Source organism: Labrenzia sp. ATLA3 (assembly GCF_057180185.1).
In genome coordinates this window covers 171,959-187,665 of record NZ_JBXUKV010000007.1, presented here as the reverse complement: position 1 = coordinate 187,665, position 15,707 = coordinate 171,959, and the positions used below count along the sequence as shown (strand labels likewise).

Annotated in this window: 10 protein-coding genes and 1 tRNA gene; 7 read left to right on the top strand and 4 right to left on the bottom strand. The window is 59.1% G+C overall.

Translation table 11 applies throughout. From position 1 onward, the window contains the following. Window positions 1-105: 105 nt before the first annotated feature. A complete protein-coding gene (locus AC2A6O_RS20010) occupies window positions 106-798 on the bottom strand; it encodes a DUF4336 domain-containing protein (protein WP_498929694.1) in 693 nt (230 codons plus the stop codon). 24 nt (window positions 799-822) lie between these two features. Beyond that, a complete protein-coding gene (locus AC2A6O_RS20005) occupies window positions 823-5,514 on the bottom strand; it encodes an ATP-binding protein (RefSeq protein ID WP_498929692.1) in 4,692 nt (1,563 codons plus the stop codon). A gap of 261 nt (window positions 5,515-5,775) precedes the next feature. On the opposite strand from AC2A6O_RS20005, the gene AC2A6O_RS20000 reads away from it, so the two are divergent. From AC2A6O_RS20000 to AC2A6O_RS19980, 5 genes are all read left to right on the top strand, one after another. After that, window positions 5,776-6,162, top strand: a complete 387-nt coding sequence (locus tag AC2A6O_RS20000; RefSeq protein WP_148585348.1) for a phasin — start codon at window positions 5,776-5,778, stop codon at window positions 6,160-6,162. 364 nt (window positions 6,163-6,526) lie between these two features. Beyond that, window positions 6,527-7,045, top strand: a complete 519-nt coding sequence (locus AC2A6O_RS19995) for a phasin (RefSeq protein WP_148585347.1) — start codon at window positions 6,527-6,529, stop codon at window positions 7,043-7,045. Between the two features lie 226 nt (window positions 7,046-7,271). Continuing rightward, window positions 7,272-7,348 (top strand) — tRNA-His (locus tag AC2A6O_RS19990). A 326-nt stretch (window positions 7,349-7,674) separates the two neighbouring features. After that, on the top strand, window positions 7,675-8,874 hold the full coding sequence (locus tag AC2A6O_RS19985) for an SH3 domain-containing protein (RefSeq protein ID WP_498929689.1): 1,200 nt from the start codon (window positions 7,675-7,677) through the stop codon (window positions 8,872-8,874). A gap of 203 nt (window positions 8,875-9,077) precedes the next feature. Continuing rightward, complete coding sequence (locus AC2A6O_RS19980) at window positions 9,078-9,566, top strand: hypothetical protein (RefSeq protein ID WP_498929687.1); 489 nt, start codon at window positions 9,078-9,080, stop codon at window positions 9,564-9,566. 85 nt (window positions 9,567-9,651) lie between these two features. Here the strand turns inward: AC2A6O_RS19980 and AC2A6O_RS19975 are convergent, their stop codons facing one another. Together AC2A6O_RS19975 and AC2A6O_RS19970 are read right to left on the bottom strand one after the other, a co-directional pair. Further along, entirely contained in the window at window positions 9,652-10,341 is a 690-nt protein-coding gene (locus AC2A6O_RS19975) for a GntR family transcriptional regulator (protein WP_148585344.1), read from the bottom strand. Beyond that, complete coding sequence (locus tag AC2A6O_RS19970) at window positions 10,338-13,301, bottom strand: FAD-binding and (Fe-S)-binding domain-containing protein (RefSeq protein WP_498929685.1); 2,964 nt, start codon at window positions 13,299-13,301, stop codon at window positions 10,338-10,340. Before AC2A6O_RS19970 ends, AC2A6O_RS19975 begins: the two co-directional genes overlap by 4 nt. 79 nt (window positions 13,302-13,380) lie before the next feature. Between AC2A6O_RS19970 and AC2A6O_RS19965 the strand changes: the two genes are divergently transcribed. Next, entirely contained in the window at window positions 13,381-14,577 is a 1,197-nt protein-coding gene (locus AC2A6O_RS19965) for a pyridoxal-phosphate-dependent aminotransferase family protein (protein WP_498929683.1), read from the top strand. Between the two features lie 103 nt (window positions 14,578-14,680). Continuing rightward, window positions 14,681-15,646, top strand: a complete 966-nt coding sequence (locus AC2A6O_RS19960; protein WP_498929681.1) for a Bug family tripartite tricarboxylate transporter substrate binding protein — start codon at window positions 14,681-14,683, stop codon at window positions 15,644-15,646. Window positions 15,647-15,707: the final 61 nt, after the last annotated feature.

Genomic DNA, 15,707 nt, shown 5'->3' with positions numbered 1-15,707 from the left:
CTGGTGAGAATACAGGAGTTTAAGACTCTACTTTAGCTTTGCGGAGCCCGCGGAGTCTGCCTTTCTGGCTGATCACGAACGCGTTACCAGCCTGGTGAAAAACGGTCACACCCAGGCAAGTGCCTTCCGTAAAAACGCTGTACCATTGCTTTGCTGCCAGACGCCATGCGCCATGATCACCTTTTCCGGCGACCAGGCCAGGACCCTGTCCCGGCAGGCGCGGGTCTTGCGGCGGTCGAAGAAGCTCAACCGCCATTCCAGGGGCGCATAACCCTTGCCTTCGACAATGCCCCAGAGGCCGGCAATCCAGCGCTGCCAGGGTTTCCAGAACCGCTTCAGGAACCCTTGCGAGAAATGCTCGCTGAGATCGGCCAGGATCGCCGTTCTGGATGGCGTGTGTAGGAACACCACTTCGTCCATCACGGGCGATCCGGAAAAGCGCACCATGTCGATGACACCTTCAAAGGCATCCGGCACGGCTTCGTCCAGCGCCGGTTCGAAGGCAATATCGGAGCGTTTGGAAATGGTGCTCTGAGGGCCCCAGATTTTTGCCTCCGGCCAGGCCGCCTTCCAGTCCTGCAGAAACAGGTGATGGATCTTGTTGGGACTGACGAGGTGCGCCGGGGTTCCCAGAGCCTCGACCTCGCGCCGGATGTCCGGTGACAGGGCAATCGGAGACCAGACCCACAGCTTGCCGGAGGGCAAGCGCACGATCACGCAGCGTGTGGGGTAGGGAAATCCGTAGAAGGAGACATTGTCTCCTTCCAGGATCCAGATATTGCTGTCGACTTCAATCAAGAACCGCTCCTGATGGGCACGGCATTATTCCGAAAGCACCCGCTGGGTCGGGAAAATGATTTCCACAAGCGTGCCCTGGTCAGGTGTGGAATCGATATGGAAGCTGGCCCGGTTGGCCTCGACCAGCGCTTTTGTCAGCGGCAGGCCAAGTCCGGTACCGCCACCACGGCTGGAGGTATGTAGCTGCCGGAACGGTTCAAGGGCGGCGGCCAGTTGTTTTGCAGTCATGCCGGTGCCCGTATCGCGGACACGTAGCGCCACCTCGCCATTGCTCTCCAGCGCGGTCGACAGGATCACCTGGCCACCGGACTTGTTGTATTTGATGGCGTTGGACAGAAGGTTCAGCACAATCTGGCGCAGGGATCTTGGATCGGCCACCACGTCAGGCACGGATTCCGGCAGGCTGGCGCGGATGATCACCCGCTCCCGGTTGGCCTGCGGCTGCATCAAGGCAACGCATTCGTTGATGACGTCGTTGGTCGAAACAGCGGAGAATTTCAGATCCAGCTTGCCTGCCTCGATCTTGGACAGGTCCAGAAGATCGTTGATCAGGCTCATGATGTGCGAGCCGGATGTGCGGATGTCCTTGAGGTAGTCCTTGTAGCGGTCGTTGCCGATCGGGCCAAAGCGCTCTTCCATCATGACTTCCGAAAAGCCGATGATGGCGTTCAATGGCGTGCGAATCTCATGGCTGATCTTGGCCAGGAAATCGGACTTCTGCGAACTGGCGTTCTCGGCCTGGCGCTTGGCCTGGGTCAGTTCCTCTTCTGCCGTCTTCCACTGGGTGATGTCCCGCAGCACCGCACAGTATTTGACATCGTCCTTGTTGCCGCTGATCCGGCCAATGGTCATGAACAGCGGAATGAGCCCGCCGGTCGGAACCTTGCCCAGCACTTCGCGGCCATCGTTGAGGATGGAGGCAACGCCGTTGCGCGACAGCCCATCCAGATAATCGGCGGCGGCACGGTGGCTTTCCGGTGCAAGGAATTCGGTCAGCGGGGCGCCAATCATGTCAGACCGGCTTGCGCTGAACAGGGCTTCCGCCGATCCGTTCACCTTCAGGATGGAGCCGTTCTGATCGAGCACCAGAACGCCGTCGGTGGCCGTTTCCAGGATGGTGTCCATCTCGGCGATCTGGTTGCGCGCGCTGTCGAGTTCCGCGCGCACTTCCGCAAAGAAGTTCGGCGACGACGGGGCGGCCGCCGCAGGGGCCGGTTTGACCTTGCGTTCGGTGATGGAGATCATCAGACCCCGGTTGCCGTTCCACGGAACCGAATGCATGTGCGCATCGACATTCAGGACACCGCCGTCGGACAAGCGCATCTTCATGGTCTCATCGACCTCGCCGTCCATGCCGTCGGCATCCGGCAATTCTTCCGCGTCATCGATGAACAGGGCCTCGAGACCGCCTGCTTCGCACAGCGCGGCGATGGACCTGTAGCCAAGCATCCGCAACAGCGCCTTGTTGGCGTAGAGAACCTCACGGTCATGAGCGATGGCAATGCCGATGGGCAAGCGGTCCAGCAGGCTCGGGTCGATGGGCCCGGCTTCCGGAACTTCCGGCGGCAGTTCATCTACGGGCTCTTCCGGATCGGGGGCATCGAATTCTTCCAGATCGCCCTCAAGCCGTGCGCCGAGGGCTTCGGCGATCTTGCGGAAAGCCTGGCGCTCGGGCCTGGAAAGACCAGAGGTATCCACCGGCACGACACGCGGCTTGACCGTTGCAAGCGGGATGACCTGTCCGGTCTTCTTGGGTTGATCCGCCACTTCGGCGGCCTTGTCCTCGCTCTCGAAGGCTGCGGTTTCTTCGAAGAACTCGCGCTCCTCGGCGGCATCATCTGTATCAAGCGATGCGGCCACGGCTTCGATGTCACGGTCTTCTGTCTCAACGAGATCGAAATGCGCGTCTTCAAAGGCGGGCTCTGGCTCGAACTGGTCCTCGTTCCGGGGCGAGGTATCGTCTTTCCCCGCTTGAAGGTCCTCGTCCGTGCCGGCAAGTCCGTCGTCAGTACCCGCGTCGCCGTCCGCAACGGACGGCATGTCCTCGTCGTCCGGCGCCGTGCCGAAGTTATCTTCCTCGAAGAGGTCGCGCGGCCTCTTTTGGGCCTGCTTGTAGGTCTTCGCAAGCGACTTGACCGCGCTTTCGATTTCGGCCGGCTTCAGCGCTGCAGGTCCGGAAATGCCGGTCGGCTCGTCGGCTGACGGTTTGGGGGGCGAAACGGCTGTGCCGGCGTCAGCGCTCTCCGCGACGGTCAGTTCATCGCTTGCCGCATCGCTCTCGTCATCCGCCTCTACGCCGTCCTCGTCGGCATCCGCTTCGCTTTCGTCTGCCAGATCTGCATCGTCCTCGTCAGAGGCGAAGGCCTCTGTCGTGTCCTCGATGGTCTCGTCTTCAAGGTCTTCTGCGTCAGACCCTTCGTCTTCGGCAGCTGTGTCCAGCGTGTCTTCCGAAACGTCGTTCTCGGTTCCCACGTCTTCAGGGAGCGCCTCGACGTCGGATGCCTCGCCGATCTCATCGACCTGTTCATCATCACTGGAGAGCGAAGCGTCTTCGGCGGTCTCGGCACCATCGCTTTCTTCAGGAGACGACGTGCTTTCCGGATCAGTCTGCAGGCCGGATTCCAGAGCCTTGAACTTGCTGTCGAGAGCCGCGCCCGGCAGGTCGTCCAGATCCTTGTCGGCATCACCCGCCGGGGTGTCGGTCTCGACAGGGGCGGTGTCTGCTTTGGCGGGCTGGTCAGCTTTTGCCACTGGTTCGGCAGGGGTCTGCGGGGTCTTGCTGGTGAACTTCGCCAGCGACCCGACCAGAGCAGCCGCGCTCGCACCCAAAAATGTCTTGCCCGCAAAGGAGTCCGGTTTTGCCGGTTTCAACTCTGCAAGTTTCGCTGCGGCTTCGGTCGTTGCCTGCTGTTCAGCCGCGTCCCGCGCTTCAGCATCGCCGGTGGGCATTTCTTTTGCTTCGTCGGATGCTTCAGGGACGGCTTCTTCATCGTCCCGGGTGACTTCGGCCTCGTTGCCATCGGTGTCGGCGGCAAGGTCCTCGCCCGTGTCCGTCCCTTTGGCGGGCGCGCCGGCTTCGAGAGCGGCCACGTCATCCGGATGCGTTTCAGCGCTATGCGCGATGTCGTCTTCCGGAAGCGGGTCGGTGTCGGCCTCCGCCTCCCGGGAGGCAGCTTCAGTGGTGCCGATAACGGCGAGCATCGGTCCGGCGGGCTGGTCGCCGCGCTCCGGAACCGCGTCTGCCGTCCGGCAAACGCCGAAGCCTCGATAGCCTTCGAACTTCCTGTTCCGGTCGAAAGCTGGCAGGGCCGCCATATCGACGGGCACGCGCAGGGCCGCGCCAGAGACAGGCCAGTCTATGGTCTTGCCGCTCCAGGTATCGCGCCGGTCAAGCGCGCGGGCAATGTGTCCGCGGGGGTCGAGGTCGAATGCGTCAGCCACCTCTTGCCAGGTCTGGCCGACAATGTCTGTCGACGACGGGCCGAGAACTTCAGCAAATTCGTCGGAGAGAAAGGTGAAGCGCTGGTTGATATCCATTTTCCAGGCAAACCGCACAGGCCTGCGTCGCGGCTGGAAGACAAAACCGTCGCCTTGGTCCATCTCTGTATCACCGGTCGTGTCTTCGGCGGTTGCTGCTTCAACGGCAGGCTCTTCGGTTTCGATCCCTTCAGCGCCGGCGTTCTCGCCTTCGGCATCTGCGGCGCTGTCGTCTGCTGTCTCTTCGCCGGCCTCTTCAGTCTCGTCACCCGTCTCCAGAACAGACGGGTCGAGGTCGACCTCGCCCGGGGCCATTGGAGAGATATCGTCAGACGTGACAAGGCTTGCGGCAATCGATTGCTCGTCAGCGGTCTGGCTGTCGATGTCTTCCTCAAAGGGCTCGTCTTCATCGGCGCGCACCCAGCCGGCATCGTCGATGGCGGTTTCGGTTGCCACGTCCGCATGCTCGTCTTCACTCTCGTCCTCGGCTGACGTGGCCGCTGTTGCAGCAGCGGCAGTCGCACCTGTAGCGAGAACGCTGGCGCCGGTCATGGATGTCTCCGGCGCGTGCGTACTTTCGGAAGGGGTGTCCCCGGCCTCTGTGTCGTCTTCGGCCACGGGCTGGTTTTCCAGAACCACCAGCTTCTGCTGGTCTGTAACCTTCAGGACGACACCCTCGTGAAAGGCGCCCTCAAGCTCCAGCGGTCCGAACAGGGCCGTCTGGCCGTCCGGTATGTCGAGGTCTTCCGGCGTTCCACCAAGCTCTCCGACACGGCTCTCCACCGAACCGGCACTCGTCACAAACACGGTGGCATCGCTGCCGTGGAGGAGGTGCGCAAAGGCCGGTACCGGGTCTTTCGTCATTGAAAGTCCCTTGTCGCCGCACACGATCAGCGCGGCAGCGTCACCATTTTCCAGCTCGATTCGCATGCACTGGCAGGTCAGTAGCATGACCCGGAGGCCCCGATAAAAGCGAAGCCTGTCGATGCTGAATTTGTCGGTAGGGCCGGATTCGGCAATGCGCGCGATATGCGGACGAGCCGGTGAGCGCTCGAGCGACGTCAGGCTGGCCAGATCGGACACGGACTGTGCGGAGAAGAAAGACGCACCGGCAGCATTCGCCCATAGAATGCGTGCGCCGTCCGCCGACCAGAGCCATGCTGCCCTTTTGTCGGCGACAAGCTGAACCAGATCATCCATGGTGGTCAGTTCCAGGAATGACAGGGTTTGTTCGTCCATGGCTCTGCTCCAAACTGGTCCGCAATACCGGTTGACGGGTGCGTGGCGGCCGGGTTTGCCTAAAGTGGTAAACACTCCGTTAATACAAGCAATCTCCAACACAGTCCACGTAAAGCAAGGTTGCTAAAGGGGTTACATGAAGGCGTGGTTAATCCAACCGGACAAGTTTGCCGGAATGCCATCGCCGTGTTACGAATTTTTGGCATCGAAGGATTTCAGGAGACTCGCCTGAGATTTTTCGTCGACTTGAGGAGCGCCGACATGAGTACAGACAAACCCGGTTTTGAAATTCCCGACCAGATGCGCGATTTCGCGGAAAAGAGTGTCGACCAGGCCCGCAAGGCCTTCGACGACTTTATGGGCGCGACCCACAAGGCTGTGAGCAATGTGGAAGATAGCGCAAACGTAGTTCAGGCGGGAGCCGCGGATGTAAACAAGAAGGCACTGACCTATGCCGAAGAGCATGTCGATGCGGCTTTCAAGTTCGCACAGGAACTGGTCAAGGCAGAGAATGTCGAAGACATGATGAAGCTGCAGCAGGACTACCTTCGTAAGCAGATGGAATCCTTCGGCGAACAGGCGCGCGAGTTTTCCAACTCGGCAACGAAGGCCGTTCAGGACGCCGCCAAGGCCAGCCAGAAAAAATAATCTTGCCGGTTTTATACCTTGCGCGGGGCAGCAATGCCCCGCGCAAGGTATTACAAGTGTTTTATTGAACTTTTCCTGTTTTGGTTGTATTTTTGATCAGGTCATTTCACCTGATTTCATCTTCTCTTGTCAGGCCAACGACTTGGCGCAACAAGCGTGCGTTCCGACAGGCGTTTTGCGCGACGGAACAGTCAAAACACGAGAGATCCCCGACGGTAATTTCATTGTGCAGTGCAAAAAAATGTTGCAATGCAGCACGACGTGTACTATGTATGGGTTGCGGATGACGACAGGGTCCGCCGGCAAACGTATCGGCGGAAAGAATTAAACCAATGATCGCATCCGGACTCAAGGAGATGAGATCATGACTGACACAACAACTAATGGTACTGCAAAAACCGCTTCCAAAGCTCGCACCACTAAAGCGAAAACCGCTACTCCTGGTGTAGCTTTCCCGGATTTCGAAGCATTTTCCATGCCGAAAATGGAAGTTCCTTCCATGTTCCGTGAAGCAACGGAAAAAGGCATCGAGAACGCTCGTGATGCATACGCAAAAGTGAAAAACGCTGCTGAAGACGCGACTGACCTGATGGAAGACACGTTCGAAACGTCCCGTCAGGGCGTTGTCGAATTCAACCACAAGGCTGTTGATGCTGCCAAAGCCAACGCCGACGCTACTTTCACTTTCGTCAAGGACATCATGTCTGCGAAGAGCCTGGCTGAAGCTATCGAGCTGCAGTCCTCGTTTGCTCGCAGCCAGTTTGACGCTCTGAGCGCCCAGTCCAAGGAAATGCAGGAGCTGGCTACCAAGCTCGGCACCGATGTTTCCGCTCCGGTCAAGGAAGCGTTCGAGAAGTCCTTCAAGGACCTGAAGGTCAACTAATCGGCTATCGGGCATGCCGCAGTCACGCGATTGCGGCTCGCCCAAGCCATGCCGAGATTATCGGCAAGCAGTTTATATGCCCGGAGCATCGCTCCGGGCATTTGCTTTTCAACAGGTCGGAATTTTCCGAAAATTCCCGCTTGCGGGTTGGAATAAACGAGTTTAGAAGACGCCCTTGCAAATGGCGGCACGGCCCAGTATGGTCCGCGTCACCTCACGCCTTTAAGCAGACGTAGCTCAGTTGGTTAGAGCGTCGGATTGTGGCTCCGAAGGTCGGTGGTTCGAATCCACTCGTCTGTACCACTTCTCACTATTCCCCTCGTAGATTGAATAAAATTTTGGAACGCAAGACACTCTTGCGGCCCTCGCGATAGCTGAACCCTGAGATCAAGGGGCATCGGAACGCATCTGGCCGGATCCGTCTGAGTGTTGCGGTCTATTATTGTCCTCCCCATCCTGCCTACCAGCACCATCGTCTGTTTTCTTTAGCTGGAAACAGGCAACTTCCAAACGCTGAATTTTGAGCGGAGCTGCGCAACCATACGGTGCGAAGTCTGGTTGCAATACATCAAGTCGCTCGAATACACTGACTTGCGGTAGAAATGAATTGTACCTGAGTGTGATTGCCTATGATCATCCGACTCCTCATGATGTTGTTGGTCACCATCTTTCCTTCGGTTGCAAAAGCTGAGCTTAAATACAGTTCGGGCGAGGGCGATGATGGTCTGAGGTTTGTTGTTGTCGAGGGTACATTCACACCCAGTGATGACATATCCGAATTCGAGAAAGTCATTCGTTCCTTCAATCCCAACGTGATCGGCTTTGACAGTGACGGCGGGAACATTTTCAAGGCGATGGAACTTGGTCGGATTATCAGATCACACGGTTTAGCCACGATCCAACTCCGCCAACTTGAATGCGCTTCCGCTTGCGCCCTGGCATTTATGGGGGGCCGATCACGCTATGCCGAACCCGGCTCTATCGGCGTGCACAAGTCTTCGTTCTCGCCAACAACTCCTTTAAACAAGGAGGAGGCTGTTTCTGCTGTTCAGGACGTCACTGCGGACATCATTGGGTACATGGTGGAGATGGGAGTGAACCCCGCACTCTTGCAGCTCGCATTCAAGACCGAAGCGAATGACATCAGATATCTTTCCGGACAGGAGATGGCTGAATTTGGAGTTACCTTGTCTGAGGGGGCCACGGGCTCGGCTGCAATCTCCAAGCCGTCAAGCGAAACGAAGCCGTATGTCGCATCACGACCTTCCGTAACGACAAGTCCAAAGCAAATTGAGCCGAGCAGAGCTACCATTCCCGTTGCTCGTTCTGGACGTGTCCGACATCCTAAAGGTTCAGTGCTAATGAAGGCATCTCCTGACGGGAAAGCTCATAGCCTGCGTCGCTTCAAGAATGGTGTACCTGTGCAAATTACTGGTGAGGAAGACCGCTGGTATCGTGTGAATGTTGCGGGCGTCACTGGGTATATGCACCATACATGGATACGAGTTGATCAATTCGATGCCACACCTGGCGAACTTAGGCTCATCCAGGTCAAGAGTTTCGACAACATCGAAGAAGCGGTTGGCTACGTAGCGGCCAGAGACCTTCCTTTGTCGGTCTATCTCGCGACCAATGGATGGTACGCGGTTACGATTGCTAGGCCATTCCTCAAGGAACAAGCTCTCTATTTCACCAAGGGGTTGAAAAAGGAAGGAGCGATCCCGAGCGACAGTTTTGTAACTATGGGAAACACCTATGTGATCAAGGTCTGTTGCGGAACGGGTTCGTCATTTGGGGAAGCTTCAAGTGGATCCGGTTACAATCAGTAAAAATTGGGTCACTACCGGAGCAGCGTGTCGTTGCAATGCGATTTCCCAACAAATGTCCTCGAAGGTCTTCCGTGGGAAGATGATTCCAGTACACCACTTCTCCCAAGTTATTAGGCCTTCCCTCCGGTTTCCGGACGCGCGGAAGTTGTGCGTTCTGCGGGACTCTGTCTGAATGAGATCTGTTGATCTCAAAGGAGCGTGGAATGTCCTATCACGATGCCCCCGGTCTCGGCCGCCGTCTGGTCCGTTTGCCAGGTCAGCTTCTGCTGGCTCTTGTGAATGCGACCGCGCTGCTGGTCATTGCGGCCTGTGTGCTGTCGCTTGTCGTGCTGAACAGGGTCGACAGCGCCGGCGAACGCATCGCCGGCAATGTGACCGAAGCCGCGCTCGCCCGGTTGCAGGTCTCTCCCGCTGACTTCAAGGCCCGGATCGAAGCCCTCGATGGCAAGGTTTCCGCGCTCAGGGCAGAGCTTGCCGATCCGGATCTGAAGGATCACTGGGAAGTCGCGCAGCAATTGAAGGATCTCAACCGGAACCTTGCCGACATCAAGCTGGCGGCCGCCGGTCTGAGCGCCGCCGGCCCGCAAATTACCGAAACTGCCTTTGAACAGGCCGGCGATATGCTGACCGATGCGCTCTATACGCTCAGGGGCTGTGAGATGGCCGAGCAGAGCAGCGAGCCGTCAAGCTGAGCTTAGGAGGCGCGGTGAAGCTGATGAAAGTGCAGCAACGGACCGATCCGGCCTGAGGGGTCGCTCAGGCGGGCGTGTTTCCGCCTCAGACCTGGCCTTCTTCTTGTGAAATCAGCCAGTCCTTGACCGTTTCCAGTTTGTGCTTGAGGTGGTCCTTGAGGATCTCAGCAAGCCGGGCGCCATCGCGGGCTTCCAGGCACTGCAGGATGACCTCGTGCTCTTTCGTTGCCTGTTTCCAGCGTTCGGCAGTCATGTTCGCGACGTAGCGCGCCCTGCGCACCCTTGTTGCCAGCGACATGTATTGCGTGCTCAGCGTCTTGTTGCGGGCCGCTGCCAGAATGGCTTCGTGAATTTCCTGGTTGATGTGGAAATAGTCGGCCAGGTGACCGGCCTCGTATTCGCGAACCATTTTCTCGTGCAGGCTGCGGACATGGGCGATTTCCGCATCGGTGATGTTCTGGCAGGCAAGTTCGCCGGACAGGGCCTCCAGCGCGCCCATGACCGGGAACACTTCTTCGATATCTTCCACGGTGATCGGCGTCACCCAGGCGCCCCGGTTGGGCTCCAGATAAACCAGCCCGTCGGCAGCCATGACCTTCAGCGCTTCCCGCAAGGGGGTGCGGGAAACACTGTACATTTCACACAGGTCCTTTTCGGGAACCTTCTCACCGGGTTTCAGCTCGCCGCTGACGATCAACTCGCGCAGCGACTCGGCCAGTTCCTCGTGAAGGGATTTCCTGCGCAGGGAGGTCACGGTCGCAATGGGCCGGTTCATGCCGGGGTGCTCCCGTCCAGCGCAATCTCGAGCAGGCGTGCCACATGAATGGCGTCCCGCGAGGTGCCGTCATGAATCTGGTGTCGGCAGGAAGTTCCGTCGGCGACGACGATTGCCTCAGCGCTTTCCGCCCGGACAGCCGGGAACAGACTGATCTCGCCCATACGCCGTGATACCTCTTCCGTCTCAACTCCATAGCCGAATGATCCGGCCATGCCACAGCAACTTGTTTCAACCATTTCAATACTCGTTTCCGGCAGAAGATCCAAGGTTTTCCGGATTGCGGGCACGACGTTGAAAGCTTTCTGGTGACAATGGCCGTGGAGGAGCACCTTGGGCGCGGGCGAGCGAAGGGGCAGGGTGAAGGTACCGGTGTCGATTTCCTCCGCGATGTATTCTTCGAACATGCGGGCCGCTTTTGCGACGCGTGCGGCGTCATCGCCGGGAAGCAGAGAGGGGATCTCATCACGCAGGGTCAGAAGGCAACTCGGCTCCAGTCCGACGATCCGGCGTCCAGCCTCCACATGTGGCAGCAGTGCGGAAACCAGCCGCTGTGCCTCGGTTCTGGCGCGGTCGACAAGGCCGGCGGACAAAAACGTGCGGCCGCAGCAAAGTGGCCGCCCGGAATGAGGCTGCGCCAGGGTGACAGACCGGTCACCCGCTTGCAGCACTTTCAGGGCAGCGCGCAGATTTTCCGGTTCGAAATAACGGTTGAACGTATCGGCAAACAGCACGACATCGGCATCGCCCGTTGCCGGTTTTACTTCCGCGTCGCGGAAAGGCCGGGACGACCACTGCGGCAGCTTGCGGTTGGCGGAAAAACCGGTCGGCTTTTCCAGAAGCTTTGCCAGGCCGGGAACGGAATTTCGCATGTTGGCAAGCCAGGGAAGGCGAGAGGCCAGACCGGCATAATGCGGCAGATAGCCCACCAGACGGTCATGCAGCGAAATCCCTTTCTCCTCGGCTCTGGCCGCGAGAACCTCTATCTTCATCTTGGCCATGTCGACGCCTGTCGGGCATTCCCGCTTGCAGCCCTTGCACGAAACACAAAGCTTCAGGGTTTCCATCATTTCGTCGGACGTCAGGGCATCCGGGCCAAGCTGGCCGGAAAGGGCAAGCCTCAGCGAGTTGGCTCGGCCGCGTGTCAGGTCGCGTTCGTTACGGGTTGCACGGTACGAGGGGCACATGGTGCCGCCGGCAAGCTTGCGGCACGCGCCATTGTTGTTGCACATCTCGACAGCGCCCTGGAAACCGCCACCTGCGCCCGGATAGGCCGACCAGTCGAAATGGGTTTTCAGCTCCTTGACCTTGTAGTCCGGCTTGAACCGGAACAGGCTGCGATCGTCCATCTTTGGCGCGTCGACGATCTTGCCGGGGTTGAAGCGCTGGTCCGGGTCGAAGCTCTGCTTGACCTCCCTGAACGCGCTCATGATCTCGGAACCGAACATGCGTTCATGGAACTCGGAGCGGACAATGCCGTCGCCATGTTCACCCGAGTGCGAGCCCTTGTATTTGGCAACCAGCTCGAAGGCGTCCTCGGCAATGGCCCGCATGCGGCGGACATCGTTGTCGAGTTTCAGGTTCAGGACCGGCCGCACGTGCAGGCAGCCGACAGAGGCGTGAGCATACCAGGTGCCACGGGTGCCATGCTTTTCAAACACTTCCGTCAATTCGCGGGTGTATTCGGCAAGGTCTTTCAGTTCAACGGCGCAATCCTCGACGAAGGAGACGGGTTTGCCCTCCTGTTTCATCGACATCATGATGTTGAGACCGGACTTGCGCACCTCGGCGATCTGGCCCTGAAGCTGCTGATCGGTCACGGTCAGCACGCCACCCCAGGCCTTGCCTTGATTGCTCCAGGCAAAACCGAGATCGCCCACCCGTTCTTCCAGCAGGCGCAGTTTTTCAAGATTGGCGTCCTGCGAGCCTTCGTCAAACTCGACAAGAAGCAGGGCTTCGGGCTCACCTCGCACAAATTGCTCGATGGTGCTGCGGAACATGGGAATCTCGCGCGACAGCGCGACCATGGTCGAATCCACCAGTTCAACCGACAGCGGTCCAAGTTCCACCAGATGCTGGGTCGCATCCATTGCCTGATAGAAGGTGGGGAAGTGGCAGACCCCGAGCACCCGCTTGCCGACAAGCGGCCAGAGCTTCAATTCTATCTTGGTGAAATAGGCAAGGGTGCCTTCTGACCCGACGAGGAGGTGGGAAAGGTTCGCCGGCTTGCCGTTCGGCACCAGGGCATCGATGTTGTAGCCGCCAACCCGCCGTGTGAGCTTGGGGATGCGCTCATCTATCAGCTCGGCATGCCTCTGGCCGAGCGTGATCACGTCCCTTGCGATCCGGGAAAAGGTGTCGTTGCCGGGGAAGTCACCAGCAACCGGCCCGAAGCGCGCCGTCGATCCGTCATGAAGGACTGCTTCTATCGACTGGACGTTGTCACGCATGGTGCCATAGCGCAGAGACCGCCCACCGCAGGAATTGTTCGCCGTCATTCCCCCGATCGTCGCGCGCGAGGCGGTGGACACATCCACTGGAAACCAGAGACCGTGCGGTTTCAGCGCGCGGTTCAATTCATCCAGCACGATGCCGGGCTCGACGACGCAGCGCCGATTCTCGACATCCAGTTCCAGAATACGGTTGAAGTGTCGGGAATTGTCCAGGATCAGCCCCGTGTTGACGGTCTGTCCGCACTGGGAGGTGCCGCCGCCGCGTCCGGTGATCGCGATGCCTGATTCTTTGGCTGCATCAAGCGCAAGCTCGATGTCCTCCTTGCCGCGCGGGATGGCCACCGCCGTGGGCATGATCTGGTAGAACGACGCGTCCGTTGCATAACGCCCGCGGGTGAAGCGGTCGAAGTAGACCTCGCCCGAGAAGCCGTTTTTCAGGGCTTTTTCTAGCACTTTTTCCTCCCGAAAGAATTCCTGTTGACACCTCGATACTCGAATGTAATTCATAATGCAAAATTAAAAATGAGAAATGCATAATTCAATTTACACCGAAATTTGGTGGCGCATCAGCAAGGGAGAGAACTGAATGTCTCGAAAAGCCGGCCGACATTTTCTGCAGATTCCGGGGCCAAGTGCCGTGCCGGACAGGATCCTTCGGGCCATCTCCGCACAGACCATCGACCACCGGGGTCCTGATTTCGCTCAGGTCGGACTGGATGCGCTCAGCGGCATGAAATCGATCTTCAAGACAACCCAGGACGTTTTCATTTTTCCCGCGTCCGGGACCGGTGCCTGGGAGGCGGCGCTGGTCAACACACTGTCGGAGGGCGACCGGGTTCTGATGTATGAGACCGGCCACTTCGCAACGCTCTGGATGAAGATGGCGACCCGTCTCGGCCTCAAGCCGGAATTCATCGAAGGCGACTGGCGCGGCGGGGCTGATCCGGACAGGATCGAGCAGCGGCTCCGAGCAGATACCGCCCACGAGATCAAGGCGGTCTGCGTCGTTCATAACGAAACGTCGACCGGTTCCGTCTCGCCGGTGGCGGCTGTCCGCCATGCCATCGATGCAGCCGGACATCCGGCACTGCTGATGGTCGACACCATTTCGGGCCTGGCCTCCATAGACTTCCGTTTTGATGACTGGGGTGTCGATGTTGCCGTGTCCGGCTCGCAGAAGGGACTGATGCTGCCACCGGGGCTTTCGTTCAATGCTGCCAGTGAGAAAGCGATGGACGTCGCCAAGACCGGAGGCATGCGCAGATCCTACTGGGACTGGCACGACATGAAGGCCTTGAACGCGACCGGATACTTTCCCTACACGCCCGCAACCAACCTGCTTTACGGCCTGAACGAAGCCATCCGCATGTTGCATGAGGAAGGTCTCGACAACGTCTTTGCCCGCCATCAGCGGCATGGGGCGGCGACCCGCGCCGCGGTGCGCGCCTGGGGGCTGGAAGTGCTTTGCAAGCAGCAAGGCCAGGAAAGCGGCGTGTTGACGGCAGTGATGATGCCGGACGGGCATAGCGCGGATGCCTTCCGCGCCACCGCTCTCGCCAACTTTGATATCTCGCTCGGAAACGGACTGTCGAAAGTCGCGGATCGGGTGTTCCGCATCGGGCACCTGGGCGATTTCAACGACCTGATGCTGATCGGCACCTTGTCCGGCGTCGAACTTGGCCTGCGCAAGGCAGGCGTGCCCCACCGCTCGGGAGGCGTGGAGGTGGCCATGCAGTTTCTGGACGCTGCCGGGCAGGAACAGGAGGCCTCGCAGGTCGCATGACGTGACGCTGTCTTCAGGGCAGCCATGACGTCCGGGCGGGAAACGCTGCCCGGACAGGAGGAGCCAGGCCGGGGTTTCCGGCCGAAACTTAGGGAGGTTTGAAATGTTTCCAATTCAGTCCATGCGTGCGGCCTTGATGGTGGCCGCAGTCGGATCCGTGCTTGCGGCAATGCCCGCCCGGGCCGATGACTATCCATCGCGCACGGTCGAGGCCATCCACCAGTTTGGTCCGGGGGGCGGGACAGACCGCTTCATCCGTGCCATCGGCGACCCATTCCAGACTATCACCGGCCAGACGCTGGTGCCGATTTCGGTACAGGGCGGCGGCGGCGTGCCGGCGGCCGTCACCTTCATGCAGCGCCCGAGCGACGGCTACAATCTGATGGCGGTTGGTCCGGAACAGGTGATCAATCATGTCCTTGGCCGGATGAACATCGATGAACTTCAGCCAATTGCCCGGATCCAGTATGACCAGGGCCTTTTCCTTGTCTCCAAGGACAGCCCGATCAAGTCCGTTGAGGACCTGATCAAGACAGCGCGCGAAAAGCCGGGTTCGCTCAAGGTTGCCGTCACCGGCACCGCGGGCTTCGATGATGCGCTGGTCGGTCTCTGGAACCTCAAGAGCGGCGCGGAACTGACCACGGTGCCGTTCTCCGCGTCCGAAATGGTGTCCAACACGCTCGGTGGCCACGTCGACCTCATGTACGAGGAATACGGTCCGGCACGCGGTCTGATCGAATCCGGAGACCTTCGGCCGCTCGTGCTTTTCTCCGAATTCCGCCTGCCGGTGCTCGGTGACGTTCCAACCGCAGCTGAGCTCGGCTTTGATGTCACCCTTGGCCGGTGGCGTGGTTTTGCCATGCATGCGTCCGACGACGAAGCCAATGCCAACGCCATGTTCAGCATTCTCGACCAGGCGGCGACCTCGCAAAGCTACAAGACCATCGAAAAGGAAAGCGGTCTCCAGTTCCGCTCCAAGATACTCGGGCCGAAGCAGTTCAAGGAGTTCATGCAGCACGAGGTCGAGATCTACACCGACATCCTCAAACAGCTCGGTTACGTCGACTAGACCAAACGCGATGACCGGTTCCGGAGATGTTCGGGACCGGTTGTTTGCAACTGGCCTTGGG